The organism is Paenibacillus sp. PK4536 (genome assembly GCF_028594455.2).
In the GTDB taxonomy this organism is placed as follows: Bacteria; Bacillota; Bacilli; order Paenibacillales; family Paenibacillaceae; genus Saccharibacillus; species Saccharibacillus nuruki.
Genome location: NZ_CP126313.1, coordinates 1,139,614 through 1,156,801, shown reverse-complemented (window position 1 = coordinate 1,156,801; position 17,188 = coordinate 1,139,614). Strand labels below are relative to the sequence as shown.

Sequence of the window (17,188 nt, the reverse complement as noted above, 5' to 3'; positions counted from 1 at the left end):
TTTTTTACATCATAAGCAGGTAGTGGTTTACAATATATTTATAGATATTTCAATGAAATCGTAGATGATTAATCTCAAGAAAGCAGGATATTATAAAATGACAGAACAGCACCAACAACGTTACCGTTTTAGTGAAGCACCGATATGGAGTCTGCAACGCAAATATTACGAGGATGCAGGCTTAGAAGCATGGAGAAATGATCAAGTTCCTCAATACATTACAAGTAATCCTGCTACAGCGATTGCTTATGCTGAAATGATTTTTGCTTTTTTACAAGATCAGATGAATCAAGGATTAGGTGCAGAACCTGTCTATATTGTCGAACTGGGAGCAGGAGCAGGTCGTCTGGCTTACCATGTCTTATATGAATTGCAGAAGTTAAAAGAATACGCAGGCATTGATGTACCAGAGTATCACTATGTCATGACAGATCTGGCAATGAATAATGTGATCGGCTGGAGAGAACACTCTGCATTACAGCCATTTATCGAGCAAGGGATTCTTGATTTTGCTCAATTTGATGCCGTGCAAAGTGATTCGCTTCATTTAACCGTATCAGGGAAAGTCATTCAACAAGGTGATCTTACACAACCGCTCCTGATTATTGCAAATTACTTCTTCGATGCGATTCCGCAGGAATTGATCTACGTGGACGAAGGCAGTATTTATGAAGCTGATGTGTATATTGAATATTCCAAAACAGGTGCTGAATTTGAAGCACTGACTACTTCTCAACAACTCAATCATATTCATTTGAGTTATGAATATCGCAAAGCACCGGAGTATGAGCAAGATGATTATATCTATCGTGATCTAATTGCGATCTATCAAGAACGTCTGGAAGATGCACATATCTTATTTCCCAAAGTGGGACTGGAGTGTCTGGATCGTCTGGATGCTTTATCTCAATCAGGCTTTATGTTGCTGACCGCAGATAAAGGCGATCATTTGATCGAAAATTGGGAATTTGCAGAACCGCCTGAATTGGTGTTGCATGGTAGCTTTTCTTTAATAGCGAATTACCATGCTGTCCAGTATGTGTTCGAGCAAAAAGGAGCAGAGATTCTATTTGTTCCGCATCATTACAACAACATCAATGTGGGTTGTATTTTACATGTAGCACAGCCCAAAACATATACGAATACACGATTAGCCTATCGCCGTTCAGTCGAACGCTTTGGCCCAGACGATTTCTTTAGTCTAAAAATGTGGATCGATCGTCATCTGGATGAGTTAGGGATGCAACAAATTTTAAGCTTTTGGCGCTTAGGTGGATATGATGCGGAGTTCTTTATTCAGACGACCAAGCAAATTTCTGCATTATTACCCGAAGCCAATGACGAAGAGAAGAAAGACCTCTGGATGGGGATTCAGAAAATGTGGTCAGCATTCTATGTGATGCCACAACGATATGATCTGGCACTGGATGCCGGTCTGATTTTATTTGAAATGGATATGTTCCAGGAAGCGAAGCAGTATCTAGAAATATCGGTTGCTCAAGAGCAAGAGGAAGTCGTGTCTACTGTATATTACTGTCTGGCGATTGCGTGTCTGGAACTGGATCTAATGGATCAAGCCGAAGAGTACTTGAAGCAACTACTTGTTCTTGAACCGGATCATGAAGAAGCATTGGCATTAATGTCGGTATTGATGGCGGAAGAATAATTACGAATCTAACCCGTTATAGAGCTACAACAAGAAGAAGCATTGAAGAGTGTTTTAATCTCTTTGATGCTTCTTTTATTTGTCTATAAACAGACAATGTTATGTATTATGTCGAACTTGTACGTACATATTTTAAAGATTTGAGTACTTGTCTAAAATTATTACGATTTATACATATATCAACTTATATAAGTCGTTAAATGATCCGAAAAGGCTTGAATAAAGCATTTAATTAAGGATGTATATTTTATTTTTACTATAAAAAGAGTGTCTATATCACTTCTCATAGAAGACAAAGAGATATTTTTTATCTTTTTTTGATTTAAAAAGGGATCTTACATTGACAAATGTACGTACAAAAAATATACTGTAACTGTTACAAAAAGAAAACGCATTCTTTTTAAAAAGAATATTGGAGATTACCATACTTATAGATAATGTAGCGACTTTATTTTGAAATATATGCTTAATCCGTACGACTAACGTATCAACACCAAACTGCACTATAGAGAGGGGACTACATGAGCATGAGTCATGTGGATATGAAAGAAGCGATTATGAACGGAGAGACTTCGCTCGGGATTGAATTTGGCTCCACACGGATCAAAGCGGTCTTGATCAATAAGCAATTTGAGACTATCACATCGGGAAGTTATGAATGGGAGAATTTGTTGAAAGACGGATTCTGGACATACGATCAAGCGGATATTATTACAGGGATGCAGACAGCTTATCGTGAAATGAAGCAAGAAGTAGAGCGTCAATATGGAATCACGCTACAGACGGTAGGTTCAATTGGATTCTCTGCCATGATGCACGGCTATGTAGCACTGGATCAACAAGGCGAATTACTGGTTCCTTTCCGCACATGGCGTAATGCGACAACAGGTGTAGCAGCCAAAGAATTAACTGAACTGTTCCAATTCAATATTCCAGAACGTTGGAGTATCGCCCATCTGTACCAAGCGATTCTGAATCAAGAAAGTCATGTACCTCAGATTGCATCGTTAACGACATTAGCAGGATACATACACTGGTTGTTAACAGGCAATCAAGCGGTGGGAATCGGCGATGCGTCCGGTATTTTCCCGATTGAAGAGTCTGCGCATAATTACCATCCATCCATGTTGGCTCAATTTAATGAATTGATTGCAGATAAAGGATACGCATGGAAAATCGAAGATTTGTTACCGAAAGTGTATCGTGCAGGAGAGCAAGCGGGTCTGTTAACAGAAGCAGGTGCTCAATTACTCGATACTACCCAAACGTTGCAGGCGGGTATTCCATTTTGTCCGCCAGAAGGCGATGCAGGTACAGGAATGGTTGCCACCAATAGTGTAAGAAAGCGCACTGGTAATATTTCTGTTGGTACTTCGGTATTTGCGATGATCGTACTGGAAAAAGAATTGTCTAAAGTTCATCCAGAGATTGATATCGTAACGACACCAGACGGTAGCCCTGTCGGAATGGTGCATGCTAACAACTGTTCTAGTGATATCAATGCATGGTTAGGATTGTTCCGTGAATTTTCCGAAGCGATGGGATACGAAGCCGATAATGCCAAGCTATTCAGCGTAATGTTCAACAAAGCGCTTGAAGCTGATCCAGATGGCGGTGGACTTCTTAGTTACGGTTATTATTCTGGAGAAAATATTACAGGTATTGAAAAAGGTCGTCCGCTATTTGTCCGTTCACCTGAAAGTCGCTTCAATCTAGCGAACTTTATGCGTACTCATCTATTCTCTGCATTTGGTGCATTGAAGATCGGAATGGATATTTTGACCAAAAATGAAAATGTAGCGATAGATAGTATTCTTGCTCATGGCGGTCTATTCAAAACACCTGTAGTCGGACAGCGAATCGTTGCAGCAGCAATGAATGTACCGATTTCGGTAATGGCGACAGCTGGTGAAGGTGGAGCATGGGGAATGGCACTATTAGCTTCTTATATGATCAACAAAGACGAGCAGGAAAGTCTGGATATCTTCTTGGAACAAAAAGTATTTCATGATGTTGTCGGTGAACAAGTACAGCCAGATGCAACCGATGTGAAAGGGTTCGAAGCCTTTATCGAGCGTTATCAGCAAGGATTGGCTATCGAACAAGCGGCTGTAGATCATTTGTTAGAGAACGGGAGGAACTAAGCATGTTAGAGCAGTTAAAAGAAGAAGTCTATCAAGCAAATCTAGAATTACCGAAGCATGGATTGGTCAAATTTACATGGGGAAATGCCAGTGCTGTCGATCGGGAAAGTAATCTATTTGTGATCAAGCCAAGCGGTGTCGATTATGAAACGATGAAGCCTAGCGATATGGTGGTTGTTGATCTGGATGGCAATGTGGTTGAAGGCGATATGAGACCTTCTTCGGATACAGCGACTCATGCAGTTCTGTACAAGCATTATCCGCAAATTGGCGGCATTGTGCATACCCATTCCACATGGGCAACAATTTGGGCACAAGCGGGTCTGGATGTGCCTGTAATGGGAACGACACATGCAGATACATTCTATGGTGCTGTACCTTGTGCACGCTTCTTGAACCAAGCAGAGATTGATCGTGGATATGAAGCGGAGACAGGGAATGTCATTATCGAAACGTTCGAACAACGTGGACTTGATGTCATGGCGATTCCAGCTGTATTGCTTCATGGTCATGCACCATTTACATGGGGGAAAGATGCGAAGTCTGCTGTAGTGAATAGTGTTGTGCTTGAAGAAGTCTGCAAAATGAATCTATATGCACGTCAATTGAACAACTTTGCTAAAGAATTGCCACAGAATATTCTGGATAAACATTATCTGCGCAAACATGGTAAAGATGCGTATTACGGGCAAAAATAATCCACTGGAATTTTTAGGCATACAGAAAATACAGGATCAGTTAGAGGTCTATTAACTTTAATCATATTAATGAAAAGAGGATGAAATCATATGTCAGCAACTAAACAATTTTGGTTCGTAGTCGGTTCACAGCATTTGTACGGAGAAGAAGCACTAGGACAGGTTAAAGCAAATGCACAAAAAATCGCAGACTCGTTAAACGCTAGCGGAGTATTGCCGTATCCATTGGTATTGCAAGATTTGGCAGTAACCGCAGACAAAATCACCAGCATTATGAAAGAAGTCAATTACCGTGATGAAGTCGCTGGTGTAATCACATGGATGCATACTTTCTCTCCTGCAAAAATGTGGATTCGTGGTACGAAATTGCTACAAAAACCATTGCTTCATTTGGCAACACAATACAATGAGAGTATTCCATGGTCTACGATTGATATGGACTTTATGAACTTGAACCAAGCGGCGCACGGTGATCGTGAATACGGATTTATCAATGCTCGTCTAGGGAAACAAAACAAAATCGTGGTTGGATATTGGGAGCGTCCAGAAGTGCAACAACAGATCGCAGACTGGATGGATGTTGCGTTTGCTTATAACGAAAGCTTTAATATTAAAGTTGCTCGTTTTGGCGACAACATGCGTAATGTGGGTGTAACCGAAGGCGACAAAGTTGAAGCACAAATTCAATTTGGCTGGACAGTCGATTATTACGGTATTGGCGATCTTGTAGAATACGTTAATGCTGTGACTGAACAAGAAATCGATGAATTACTTGCTCAATATAAAGAATTGTATGACTTTGAATATGGTACGTACAGTCAAGAAGCTTGGGAAGCAAGTGTACGTGTACAAGTAAGTTATGAGATCGCAATCAAGCGTTTCTTGGATAATGGTGGTTACACAGCATTTACGACTAACTTTGAAGACTTGCACGGCATGAAGCAACTTCCAGGTCTTGCGGTTCAACGTTTGATGGCGCAAGGGTATGGTTTTGCAGGTGAAGGGGATTGGAAAACAGCAGCATTGGATCGCCTGATGAAAGTGATGAGCCACAATGAAAATACAGGCTTTATGGAAGATTACACGTATGAAATGGCTGAAGGTCAAGAAGCGATCTTGCAATCTCATATGTTAGAAGTTGATCCGACTCTTGCGAGTAGCAAACCGAAAGTAGTTGTATCTCCACTAGGCATCGGCGATCGCGAAGATCCAGCTCGTCTTGTATTTGATGGTAAAGCAGGCGAAGGTGTTGTTGTATCCATGGCTGACTTTGGTACTCATTACAAATTGTTGATCAACGAAGTGTCTGCATTCGAGCCTACGGTTCCTGCACCGAACTTACCGGTCGCACGTGTACTATGGCAAGTAAAACCTAACTTCCAAGACGGCGTACGTGCTTGGATCGAAAATGGTGGCGGTCATCATACAGTTGTATCGTTGAACCTTACAACAGACCAAATCGTAACCTATGCGAAATTAGTGAACTTGGATTACGTTATTATTAAATAAAAATGGTAAATAGCTGATTGATCTATGGATGAATTATAAAAAGTAAGATCACATGCAAAGTCGGAGTTCATCTCCGACTTTTTGCGTTTTGTTGTTAGTATTGAGAATAGGATGATGGATATACCGATTGCTTGCAGACTATATTTGATTTGAATAGACTTCAACATCTATAAAGGGTATACTTTATCTATTTTTGAAAGCGTGTTCAATCAAAGGAGCTGATCGCTATGACTGTTTATAATAGTGCTTGTGATGTAAGTCAACCGCAAGAAGGTCATCGTCTAACTGATATTCCTGCTCATGATCCATTTGTGTTAGCAGATTCATCGACAGGTACATATTATTTATATACCGGGGCAGTACCTTCACTACACGGGGTAGCATCTTATGGAGTCTTGACGTATACCAGTCAGGACTTGGAGTCTTGGAAAGGCCCTTATCTTGTCTTTACCGTACCTGAAAATAGTTGGGCAAATCCTCAACATGGGGCTTGGGCTCCTGAAGTACACGCTTATAAAGGTCGGTACTATTTATTTGTGACACTTCATAATCAAGAGCGGAAGCTAGATGGTGAGCCTGTTCAAGGGTATGAGAAGCATTGGAGAGGTACTGTGATTGCTGTGAGCGATTCACCAGCAGGCCCTTTTGAAATGATCAACCCGGAAGCTCCTGTGGTATCTTCAACTCAGATGACATTAGATGGCACGCTGTATATGGATGAACAAGATGAGCCATGGATGGTCTATTGTCATGAATGGATTCAGACGATTGACGGTACGATCGAAGCGGTGCGTCTTAATGCTGACTTATCAACTGCTATCGGAGAACCGATGACGTTATTACAAGCTTCTTCGGCACCGTGGTTATCCCAGCAACAGCATGCGCCAGAGGATCAAGAGATATCTGTCTATGTCACCGATGGTTGTCAGCTTTATCGTACATCTGGCGGTAAGCTGATGATGTTATGGTCAAGCTATGAAGGAGATAGCTATGTGCAGACGATTGCTCGCTCAATCAGTGGTACACTTGCAGGTCCATGGGAACAATTGGAGCCATTAGTGAAAGAAGATAGCGGTCACGGGATGCTTTTTCAGACTTTTGATCAGCAATGGATGTTGATTTTGCATCGTCCTTTTGATATGCCTGCTTCACGTTGTTATCTATATGAGATTGAAGATACTGGAGATCGATTTAGACTGAAACATTCGATAGCAACGTTGTAATGCCAACTATATAATGGTCGCTGTACCTAAAGGATACGTAGTTTCTATCCAAAGCTAACGTATCCTTTTGACCTACATATTATGTATAATATAACATAATAAAAGCTGTAGATTGCTAGACAAAAGCATAGTAACCCGATAGACTTTAAGATGTTCGACTATTTCAGTCAATCTTCTCATTTTTTACCAGATCAAAATAGTTTATAATGAAGAGACACATGCCGATAATATTTTAAATAGAAGATAATTTGGTTATAATGAATACAGATAACGTATATTCCTGAGTGGAGCTTTGCTTCTGGAATGACCTGGATAGAAGCGCCTGCTCTTTTTTGCAAATATAAAGAGATAAAGGAAGGTTTTTATGAACAGCATACCGAAAAAAACAGACATTATCTTAATTGGTGCCGGAGTCATGAGTGCGACTTTGGGGTCATTGCTTAAAGAGTTAGCACCCGAATGGGAAATCAAAGTATTTGAGAAGCTAGCCAATGCAGGAGAAGAAAGCTCTAACGAATGGAATAATGCAGGAACAGGTCATGCTGCGCTGTGTGAACTGAACTATACGTCAGAGAAGCCAGATGGATCGGTCGATATTAGCAAAGCCGTTAATATTAACGAACAATTTCAATTATCCAAGCAGTTCTGGTCTCATCTCGTAAAGCGCAATATTATTCGTCGACCACAAGACTTTATCAAGCCGATTCCACATATGAGTTTTGTATTAGGACAAAGTAATGTGACTTTTCTGAATAAAAGATTTAAAGCGCTTTCGGAAAATCCATTATTTCAAGGCATGCAATATTCAGAAGACCCGGTTAAATTAAAACAATGGATTCCATTAATGATGGAAGGTCGTACATCGAATGAACCAATCGCCGCTACCAAAATCGATTATGGAACCGATGTGAACTTTGGTGCGTTAACTCGTATTTTATTCGACGATCTCAAAACTAAAAATGTAGAAATACACTATAAACATATGATTAAAGATATCAAGCGTGCTGCCGAAGGTGGATGGGAAGTCAAAGTCCATAATATCAGCACAGGCAAAACAGAACTTCATATTGCCAAATTTGTTTTTATTGGCGGAGGTGGCGGTAGTCTACCGTTGCTTCAAAAAACAGGTATTCCTGAATCCAAGCATATAGGTGGATTTCCGGTTAGTGGCGTCTTTATGTCATGTACCAATCAAGCAGTGATTGAGCAACATCATGCCAAAGTCTATGGTAAAGCAAAATTAGGTGCTCCGCCGATGTCTGTACCGCATTTGGATACACGTTATATTGGTAATAAAAAAGCACTACTCTTCGGCCCATTTGCAGGCTTTTCACCGAAATTCTTGAAAACGGGTTCAAATATGGATCTGATCAATTCGGTCAAACCGAACAACTTGTTCACGATGTTAGCCGCAGGAGCAAAAGAGATGGCGCTAACCAAATATCTGATTCAACAAGTGATGCTATCAAACGATAAACGGATGGAAGAAGTACGTGAATTTGTTCCTAATGCCAAAAGCGAAGATTGGGAAATCGTTGTTGCTGGTCAGCGTGTGCAGGTTATTAAAGACACAGAAGATGGCAAAGGTACACTTCAATTCGGGACAGAAGTCGTCAGTGCTGCTGACGGATCAATTGCTGCGTTGCTAGGTGCTTCACCCGGTGCTTCGACAGCTGTACATGTTATGCTCGATCTTTTCCAAAAATGTTTCCCGCAACGGATGCCAGAATGGGAACCTAAGCTTAGAGACATGATTCCTTCGTATGGTAAAAAGCTGGCGGAACATCCAGACCTTTTCCAAAGTATTCATGCCTCCACTTCTGACACGTTAGGTCTCAGCGATTATCCAGCGAATGAGCTAGATATGGATACCAAAGTCTTTAAAAAGGTATAGCTTGATGTGGAGCAACATAAGATAACATACGGTAATGTAAATAGTAGAACCTTTGATCTGTTTTGCAGATGGAAGGTTCTTTTTTTGACCAAAATTCCATATATCGCCAATCTAAACAGTCGGAATAACAGTTCTCACCAAAATGCTTGCCTAAAAACACAAAATGTTGCAATCGTCCCATGTTGCTGTGCAAAAGAGGATGCTATAGTGATCACAGCTATATGTAAGCGCTTTACATAAAAGAACAGTGCTTATGTGAAGATATACACATAGATAGAGCGAAAGGGGATACATCATTGAAAAGAAAGAAAAAGATAGCTTCGTTGTTGTTAGTAATGGTGATGATCATCGGTCTATTACCGGTTCATCTGACACCTGCATTAGCAGCAACAACGAATGACAACGAATGGATTCAAAATGGAGGATTTGAAAGTGACTTTTGGAATGATTCATCATGGCAAGTGGATTCTTCAGATTGGAAATTAATTGATATTCAGCAATATGCGTATGCGAATGATTCTTTTATTACACCCTCAGAAGATACGTATGCATTCAAATATTGGATAAGCGATCAATCCACGACTAGCCAGCAAGTCACTGTGAGTCAGAATGTGCCTACACTTTCTGCTGGAAGCTACGAATTATCTGTCCAGTCAATGGGCGGTACAGGAGCAGAAGCAAGTCATGTTCAATTGTTCGCAGGCAGTGAACAAAGTAATGACGTGGCAACAACAGGATACAATCAGTGGGGAACGGTCACATTGAAATTTGTTCTGACCGAGCCGACGACTAACCTTAAGATTGGAGCTAGAATCACAGGTGGAGCAGGCGCATGGGGATATCTTGATGCAGTGAAGTTGAAGCAGACAAGCACCGATACAACCACACCTGTACAAGCCGATATTTTTGTCCAAAAAGTACCGGGCTTGAAATCAGACTTTATCAAAGGGGTCGATGTATCCAGTATTCTCTCACTGGAGCAAAGTGGAGTGCGTTTCTATAATGAGCAAGGGATAGAGCAAGATATATTTACAACGTTAAAACAATCCGGTGTCAATTATATTCGTGTGCGTATCTGGAATGATCCGTATACAGCAGAAGGTAAAGGGTACGGTGGCGGAGATAATGATCTTGCCAAAGCGATCGAAATAGGAAAACGAGCGACGGCAAATGGTATGAAATTGTTAGTCGATTTCCATTATTCTGATTTCTGGGCAGATCCGGGTAAGCAACATACTCCGAAAGCATGGGCAAACCTTAATCTAGCGGACAAAGAACAAGCGGTCTATGATTATACCAAGACAAGCCTACAACAGATTATAGATGCAGGGATAGATGTAGGTATGGTGCAAGTAGGTAATGAAACGAATCAATCATTTATCGGGGAAAATAACTGGCTGAATATCAGCAGATTGTTCAATAAAGGCAGTCAGGCGATACGAGCAGTAGATCCTAAGATTCTGATTGCACTACATTTTACGAATCCAGAGACACCGGGTCGTTATCTTTCTTATGCCAAAGCGCTTGCGGAACAAGGAGTCGATTATGATGTATTTGCCAGTTCGTATTATCCATTCTGGCACGGTACACTGAGCAATCTGACTGCTGTATTGAAGCAAGTAGCCGATACGTATGGCAAAAAGGTGATGGTCGCTGAAACGTCTTATGCCTATACAGCCGAAGATGGAGACGGTCATGAAAATACAGCGCCTCGCAGTTCAGGACAGACCCTTGATTATCCGATCAGCGCTCAAGGACAAGCGACATCTGTGCGTAATGTGATCCAAGCGGTATCGCAAGTTGGAGATGCCGGCATAGGTGTATTTTATTGGGAACCTGCATGGTTACCTGTAGGGCCGAAAGAAAATATCGAACAAAATAAAAAACTATGGGAACAATATGGATCAGGTTGGGCATCTAGTTATGCGGCAGAATATGATCCTGATGATGCGGGTAAATGGTATGGCGGTAGTGCTGTCGATAATCAGGCATTGTTTGATTTTGCAGGTCATCCATTACCTTCGCTCAATGTATTCAAATACGTAAACACGGGTGCAGTAGCGACGCTCAAAGTCGATGAAGTGCAAACTGTGAATATTACAGCTAATGCAGGTGATCCTATCACATTACCTAGTGTAGTGACAGCAACTTATAATGACGGTACTACAGGCACGCTAGCTGTAGTCTGGGATCAGCAAGAGTTAGAAGATGCACTACGTCAAGGTGCAGGTCAGTATACGATCAAAGGAACAGCTACCGGTGGATATGCGGCACAAGCAAAACTGGATATTCGCCGTCCCAATCTACTGCTCAATGGTGGATTCGAACAAAATGATCGTAGTATGTGGGAAGTGACGTATGGCGATGGAAGTACACCGCATACTGATTTCCAAAACAAAGCTTCAGATGCCAAATCCGGACAATACTCGCTCCATTTCTTTTCAGCGGATGGTGTGAATTTTAAAGTGAAGCAGATCGTACAAGGACTGAAGCCCGGTTATTATGATCTCTCCATGTCGATTCAAGGTGGCGAAGCAAATCCATCCCAGATGGCTTTATTTGCTTCTACAGGTGGACAAGAAGTACAAGCAGAAACAGGAGTTAAAGGCTGGGTGCAATGGAATCAGCCTGAACTGAAAGACATCAAAGTAACTGATGGAATGTTAACCGTAGGTGCTACAATTCAAGCGGGTGGTGGAGCATGGGGATCATTAGATGATTTCTATTTAACATTTGCACGTGATCTAGAAGCGACTGAACCGGATGGAGGCACAACGCCTAATCCTGTTCCTAATCCAGAACCAACACCGACTCCAGAGCCTACTCCTACTACGGGTAATTCTTCCAGTAAAGGTGGCGGTGGTTCAGCAGTAGCGACTGAGAACATTACTTCTTCTAACCTTATAATTAAACGTACAACATTAGCAGATGGCACCAAAAAAGACACTGTTAATTACGAAGCGTCCCAAGCACAAGAAACGGTGCAAAAAGTAAAAGCAGAAGGTAAATCAACCTTACGTCTTATGATGCCAGATCCCAACAATGAAGTTAGTGAATTACAATTGAGTTTACCTCAACAAACAGCGAGCATATTGGTAAATAATCAAATGAATCTAGAAGTGTATACTAATCATGCACGACTAATTCTACCTGTAGCTACATTGTCTGCATTAGGCGCAGATCGTCTATTTACGATTCGTCCTTTGCAAAAAGCAACCGATCAACAAGCGGTGAACGAACGTGTGCAACAAGATCGTCTCATACAATCTGCTATAGGCAATGGAACCGTACAAGTGATCGGTACACCTGTAGAGATCGATACGAATCTACAAGGACAGCCTGTGAATCTAGTTCTTCCTTTAACAGAGCAAGCTTTACCAGCATCCACAACAGAACGTCAGACATTTGTGAACAATCTAATGATCTATGTTGAACACAGTGATGGAACCAAAGAGTTACTACAACCTACATTAATCTCTGAAGATAATGGATCTTCTGCATTACAATTTAGCGTTAACAAATTCAGTACATTTACAATTGTTCATCTGGAGAAATCGCTAGATCGTGACAAGACAAGCGAAAGCAAGCCAACGAACGAACCTTATATGCAAGGTTATCCGAATCAGACTTTTCAACCTAATCGTACTGTGACACGCGCCGAGTTAGCATCTATTCTTGTCCGTCTGGGAGGAGATGGCTTATCTACATCTTCCACAACAACAGATCAGACATCGAAGTATAGTGATGTGATTGCTGGCAAATGGAGTACAGAAGCGATTCAAGCGGTTACTGCCGCAGGTTGGATGCAAGGGGATAGTCCGAACACATTCGCACCGGAACGTCCAATCACTAGAGCTGAAATGGCGACGATTCTTGCTCGCTGGATGAAGCTTAGCGGAGAAGGTCCTATTTTCCCGGATACGAAAGGACACTGGGCAGACGTATCTATTGCTCAAGTTCAGCAAGCAGGTTATATGCAAGGGATGCCAGATGGTACATTCAAGCCGAACCAGACATTAAGCCGTGCACAAGCGGTTACCTTATTCAATCGATTACTGAATCTAACACCAAGCGTAGAGACAACTACCTCTCAGTGGTCGGATGTTCCAGCATCTCATTGGGCATTTGGAGATATTGTAACAGCGACAAGAATCAATCAGTAAAAGTGGAAAATTCAAAAAGAACGTTCTGGCTATAGGCTGGAGCGTTCTTTTTTTATAGAATAATCGTATGAGTTATACCTAAACCTAGAAATATTGATTATTGATGTAAATATAACTTTAATAAAGGCATGTTTTGATAGTATATTTAACGTAGCAACCTAGAGAATGAGCATCTATAGCCATTACCCAAACTACATTTCAGGAGGATGAATCATGTCATCTAAAATGATCTCCAAAGTAGAAGGTCAAACGTTAGTGCTAGAACGGGTTTTCGATGCTACACGTGAACATGTATTTCAAGCATTCTCAACAGCAGAACATTTGACAGAGTGGTGGGGGCCTAATGGATGGACGCTAACGGTCTGTAATATCGATTTTCGTCCAGAAGGGATCTGGCATTATTGTATGAAGTGTATCGATCCCACGCAAGGTGATTTTTATGGATATGAATCATGGGGTAAAGCCGTCTATCATGAGATTGAACCTAATCAAAAAATAGTCTATACCGATTATTTCTCCGATGCCGATAGCAATGAGGTTGAAGGAATGCCACCTAGTCATATTACGATGTTATTTGCAGATCAGGACGGGCAGACTCAATTAATCAGTCATTCTCGCTTTGAATCTGTGGAAGCTTTGCAACAGGTGATCGAGATGGGAGTAGAGCAAGGTATTCGCGAAACATGGGACCGACTTGAAGCCTATCTGCAATCTCTTTAATTAAATAGAATCGATGATAAAAGCCCTGATGGATGATGAAGTATATTCAACATTCGTTCAGGGATTTTGTTATTTTGAGTGAGTTTATTTTAAAATTTCACTTGAAATAAAACCGTCCAGACGGTATATTAAAATGGGTGATCAATGATGACAACAACTAAAAAAGAATTAAAAAAAGAAATGATTCTCAAAGCGGCTGCTCATGTGGTACGTGAAGAAGGCGTAGACAAATTAACGTTAGAAGCAGTAGCCAAACAAGCAGGCATCAGCAAAGGCGGACTACTATATCATTTTCCGAACAAAGAGGAATTGATTCTAGGTATGGTCGAACGGATGTCCAATCATTTTACCGGAGAATTATATCAACGAGCTGAGCAAGATTCCGATTCTAAAGGGAAATGGACACGTGCTTATGTAGAGACTTCATTTTCAGAAGAGCAGGATGTAGATGGTCTATATACCGCACTATCGGTAGCACACTTTACTCATCCCAAAATGCTTAAATTATTGCAAGAAGATTATCAAGATATTCAGCATAAACTCGAACATGATGAACTTGATCCAGTACGTGCTACGATGGCGCGATTAGTGGTAGATGGATTATGGTTCGCAGGTATGTTTGGTCTGGCGCCACCTGATGATAAGTTACAACAGCAGATTATGGAAGAACTTAGAAATTATATAAAGGAGCAATCATAATGGCATATCTGTTTTTGGCAATTTCAATTATAGGCGAATTGATTGGAACGTCGATGCTCAAAGCTTCTGAAGGATTTACCAAGTTATATCCGACATTGCTGACCATTGTTGCTTTTGTGATCTCATTTTACTTTGTTTCGTTAACGCTCAAAACGTTACCACTTAATATGACTTATGCGATCTGGTCAGGTGTCGGAGCTGTAGCGACAGCATTGATCTCTGTACTCATCTGGAAAGAAAAGATCAACACAGGAAGTATGGTAGGTATAGCGCTGATTGTAGTAGGAGTTGTGGTATTGAATTTATTTGGCGCAGGACACGGTGAAGCAAAAGAATCGACAGAAACAACAAGTTCAATTGCTCAGAAGTAAAGTTCGATGAAATCATATGACTCTTATATCTATCCCAAGCCAGCCTTGATCAAGGTTGGCTTTTTGCTATTCCTTTTTTCGCAAAAGATTCTTAAATAGTGAAGTCTCTTAGATATTTAAAAGGTGGGTATCATAGAACAAACAACAAATCACTTCCTAACTATTAGGAAACACTATAGGCTTGGTGTAAATAAAGCGCTTGCATTAGTATAAATGCGAGGAGGAAAACAAATGCGGAAACGTTACATTAAGCTATTGGAGCATTTAAAACAATCGGAGCATGACTTTGTGAGTGGGAGCGAATTAGCTAATCTATTTGATGTAACGACGAGAACGATACGCAATGACATCAAAGAAATCAACGAGAATTATTTAGATAAAGCGATTATCACAGGTAACACTCGCAAAGGATACAAGCTTGTCGGAGACTTGTCGAATCTCCATCAGAATGAAGATGATTATGAAGAGCGAGCTTTCCATATTATTAAAGCGTTATTGTCACAGACAGACTTTATCACTTATGAAGATTTAGCCAAAAATCTTTATTTTTCTACACAAACGATTCGCAAAGATGTACAGAAATTGTTGCAGACCATTCAAGCAGAAAAGCAGAATATTGAGATCGAAGCGATTATTTTTCAAGGCATTCGGCTTAAAGGAAGCGAAGTCGAAAAGCGGATTTTGCTCAAAAAGCTGGTGACTGCGGATTGTCTCAAACGCATGTCGTTGGATGAAGCGCTACAGTATTATTTTGGCGATTGGTTTAATGAATCAGCGATTACTTTTATCTATACATGTATCGAGGAAGAAGTCGCACGATATCATTTGCTACTGAGTTCACAGGAATTATTTTCGATCTGTGTGAATGTACTGATTAGCCTCAAGCGGGTTGAACTCGGACAGCCTATCGCAGCACAAGATATGCGTCTCGATCATACAAGCTTTGAAGAATTACGTATCGCCCGTTCTATTTTGAACCGTTTGACCATGGAGTTAAAGACTCCATTTGATGAATACGAGTATCAGTATCTAGGTTATCTGTTGATTGCACTACAGATTTTACCGAAAAAAAATGAAGGCATCGAACATGAGCAATCCAATGAGATCGAAGCGAAGATCAAAGCTGTGATCCAGAACGTTGGAGAGCAATATGGATTTGTCAGTTACAAAAATGAAGAACTGTTCGATCGACTACTTGCTCATATTACCAAGTCCTTATATCCGTTAAAGTATTACTTTCCTGTCGAAAATCCTTTTATTGCTCAAATAAAATCAGAATACACCAATGCTTATAATATTGCGGTTGTGTTAGCGAAAGAACTGCAATTTTGCTTAAATATCAAAATCCCGGAAAATGAAATCGGTTATTTAACGCTTCATGTGATGGGTATTATCGAGAACTCTCAAGAAACACGCAAACGAATAGCGATTATTTATGGCAAAAACCCGTTAGTGGGCAAGCTATTAGAACGCAAAATCAATCTGTATTTTCCGAATATCAAAATCGACAGTCTGCTCGCTAATCATGAAATTCATCTTCTGCCTGAAGGAATCGAGACCATTATTACGACAAGCGAGATCGCCGAACAACATCAATTACAGGCTCAAAATATAATTGTCGTGAGTGAAATGATTACCAGTGAAGATATGAAAAATATTTCGATCCAGTTAAATCGTGGATTATTGAAGTATTATTTATCGCCAAACGATCTCTTTTTCTTAGATGAAGATCAACCTACTGATTTATTGAAAACCCTTACAGAATTAGGAGACATTCAACATCTATATACCAGTATTCTGGAACGGGAAAAAATGTCGAGTACCAATATAGGAAATCTAGTCGCGATGCCCCATCCCTTTGATTGTGGAGATAACAAAAAATTACGTGTACTGGTCGCTATCAATAAGCAAAAAATACTGTGGGGCGATCAGATGGCGCAGATCATCTTTCTATTTATCCCACCCAAAAATCAAAAGGTGAACAACACCAAATTTTTTGAAGAAATTTATGATGTATTCAAGCAGACCAATATGACAGAAAAGCTACTCAAAATCACTAATTATGATGAATTTTTGGAAGTCTGGTCTTCCAAATAACCCT

At 40.6% G+C, this 17,188-nt stretch carries 11 protein-coding genes; all 11 read left to right on the top strand.

The genetic code is table 11. The features are described from left to right. Positions 1-97 precede the first annotated feature (97 nt). The 11 genes from PO903_RS05370 to PO903_RS05320 all read left to right on the top strand — a co-directional run bounded on the left by PO903_RS05370 (position 98) and on the right by PO903_RS05320 (position 17,184). Complete coding sequence (locus PO903_RS05370; RefSeq protein ID WP_273592840.1) at positions 98-1,666, top strand: SAM-dependent methyltransferase; 1,569 nt, start codon at positions 98-100, stop codon at positions 1,664-1,666. A gap of 527 nt (positions 1,667-2,193) precedes the next feature. Continuing rightward, complete coding sequence (locus PO903_RS05365; protein WP_502921665.1) at positions 2,194-3,810, top strand: xylulokinase; 1,617 nt, start codon at positions 2,194-2,196, stop codon at positions 3,808-3,810. A 2-nt stretch (positions 3,811-3,812) separates the two neighbouring features. Continuing rightward, the gene (locus PO903_RS05360; RefSeq protein ID WP_069326434.1) at positions 3,813-4,508 is read left to right on the top strand and encodes an L-ribulose-5-phosphate 4-epimerase; all 696 of its coding nucleotides are present in this window, start codon (positions 3,813-3,815) and stop codon (positions 4,506-4,508) included. Between the two features lie 90 nt (positions 4,509-4,598). Further along, a complete protein-coding gene (gene araA / locus PO903_RS05355; RefSeq protein ID WP_273592838.1) occupies positions 4,599-6,017 on the top strand; it encodes an L-arabinose isomerase in 1,419 nt (472 codons plus the stop codon). 227 nt (positions 6,018-6,244) lie between these two features. Next, the gene (locus tag PO903_RS05350) at positions 6,245-7,240 is read left to right on the top strand and encodes a glycoside hydrolase family 43 protein (RefSeq protein ID WP_273592837.1); all 996 of its coding nucleotides are present in this window, start codon (positions 6,245-6,247) and stop codon (positions 7,238-7,240) included. A 364-nt stretch (positions 7,241-7,604) separates the two neighbouring features. After that, positions 7,605-9,134 carry a malate:quinone oxidoreductase gene (locus PO903_RS05345; RefSeq protein ID WP_273592836.1) on the top strand — a complete coding sequence of 510 codons (1,530 nt, stop codon included), beginning with the start codon at positions 7,605-7,607 and terminating at the stop codon, positions 9,132-9,134. Between the two features lie 335 nt (positions 9,135-9,469). Further along, positions 9,470-13,297, top strand: coding sequence for a glycosyl hydrolase 53 family protein (locus PO903_RS05340; RefSeq protein ID WP_273594625.1), 3,828 nt, complete (start codon positions 9,470-9,472; stop codon positions 13,295-13,297). Positions 13,298-13,510: 213 nt separating this feature from the next. Continuing rightward, the gene (locus tag PO903_RS05335) at positions 13,511-14,017 is read left to right on the top strand and encodes an SRPBCC domain-containing protein (protein WP_273592835.1); all 507 of its coding nucleotides are present in this window, start codon (positions 13,511-13,513) and stop codon (positions 14,015-14,017) included. Positions 14,018-14,164: 147 nt separating this feature from the next. Next, the gene (locus PO903_RS05330; protein ID WP_273592834.1) at positions 14,165-14,716 is read left to right on the top strand and encodes a TetR/AcrR family transcriptional regulator; all 552 of its coding nucleotides are present in this window, start codon (positions 14,165-14,167) and stop codon (positions 14,714-14,716) included. After that, on the top strand, positions 14,716-15,087 hold the full coding sequence (locus PO903_RS05325; protein WP_273592833.1) for a DMT family transporter: 372 nt from the start codon (positions 14,716-14,718) through the stop codon (positions 15,085-15,087). Before PO903_RS05330 ends, PO903_RS05325 begins: the two co-directional genes overlap by 1 nt. 231 nt (positions 15,088-15,318) lie before the next feature. Then, positions 15,319-17,184, top strand: a complete 1,866-nt coding sequence (locus PO903_RS05320; protein ID WP_069326442.1) for a BglG family transcription antiterminator — start codon at positions 15,319-15,321, stop codon at positions 17,182-17,184. The last annotated feature ends 4 nt before the right edge of the window (positions 17,185-17,188 follow it).

Excerpts from the sequence above, each read along its gene's own strand:
- PO903_RS05370 (WP_273592840.1), top strand. The coding sequence starts at position 98 with ATGACAGAACAGCACCAACAACGTTACCGTTTTAGTGAAGCACCGATA.
- PO903_RS05365 (WP_502921665.1), top strand. The coding sequence starts at position 2,194 with ATGAGTCATGTGGATATGAAAGAAGCGATTATGAACGGAGAGACTTCG.
- PO903_RS05360 (WP_069326434.1), top strand. The coding sequence starts at position 3,813 with ATGTTAGAGCAGTTAAAAGAAGAAGTCTATCAAGCAAATCTAGAATTA.
- araA (WP_273592838.1), top strand. The coding sequence starts at position 4,599 with ATGTCAGCAACTAAACAATTTTGGTTCGTAGTCGGTTCACAGCATTTG.
- PO903_RS05350 (WP_273592837.1), top strand. The coding sequence starts at position 6,245 with ATGACTGTTTATAATAGTGCTTGTGATGTAAGTCAACCGCAAGAAGGT.
- PO903_RS05345 (WP_273592836.1), top strand. The coding sequence starts at position 7,605 with ATGAACAGCATACCGAAAAAAACAGACATTATCTTAATTGGTGCCGGA.
- PO903_RS05340 (WP_273594625.1), top strand. The coding sequence starts at position 9,470 with ATGGTGATGATCATCGGTCTATTACCGGTTCATCTGACACCTGCATTA.
- PO903_RS05335 (WP_273592835.1), top strand. The coding sequence starts at position 13,511 with ATGTCATCTAAAATGATCTCCAAAGTAGAAGGTCAAACGTTAGTGCTA.
- PO903_RS05330 (WP_273592834.1), top strand. The coding sequence starts at position 14,165 with ATGACAACAACTAAAAAAGAATTAAAAAAAGAAATGATTCTCAAAGCG.
- PO903_RS05325 (WP_273592833.1), top strand. The coding sequence starts at position 14,716 with ATGGCATATCTGTTTTTGGCAATTTCAATTATAGGCGAATTGATTGGA.
- PO903_RS05320 (WP_069326442.1), top strand. The coding sequence starts at position 15,319 with ATGCGGAAACGTTACATTAAGCTATTGGAGCATTTAAAACAATCGGAG.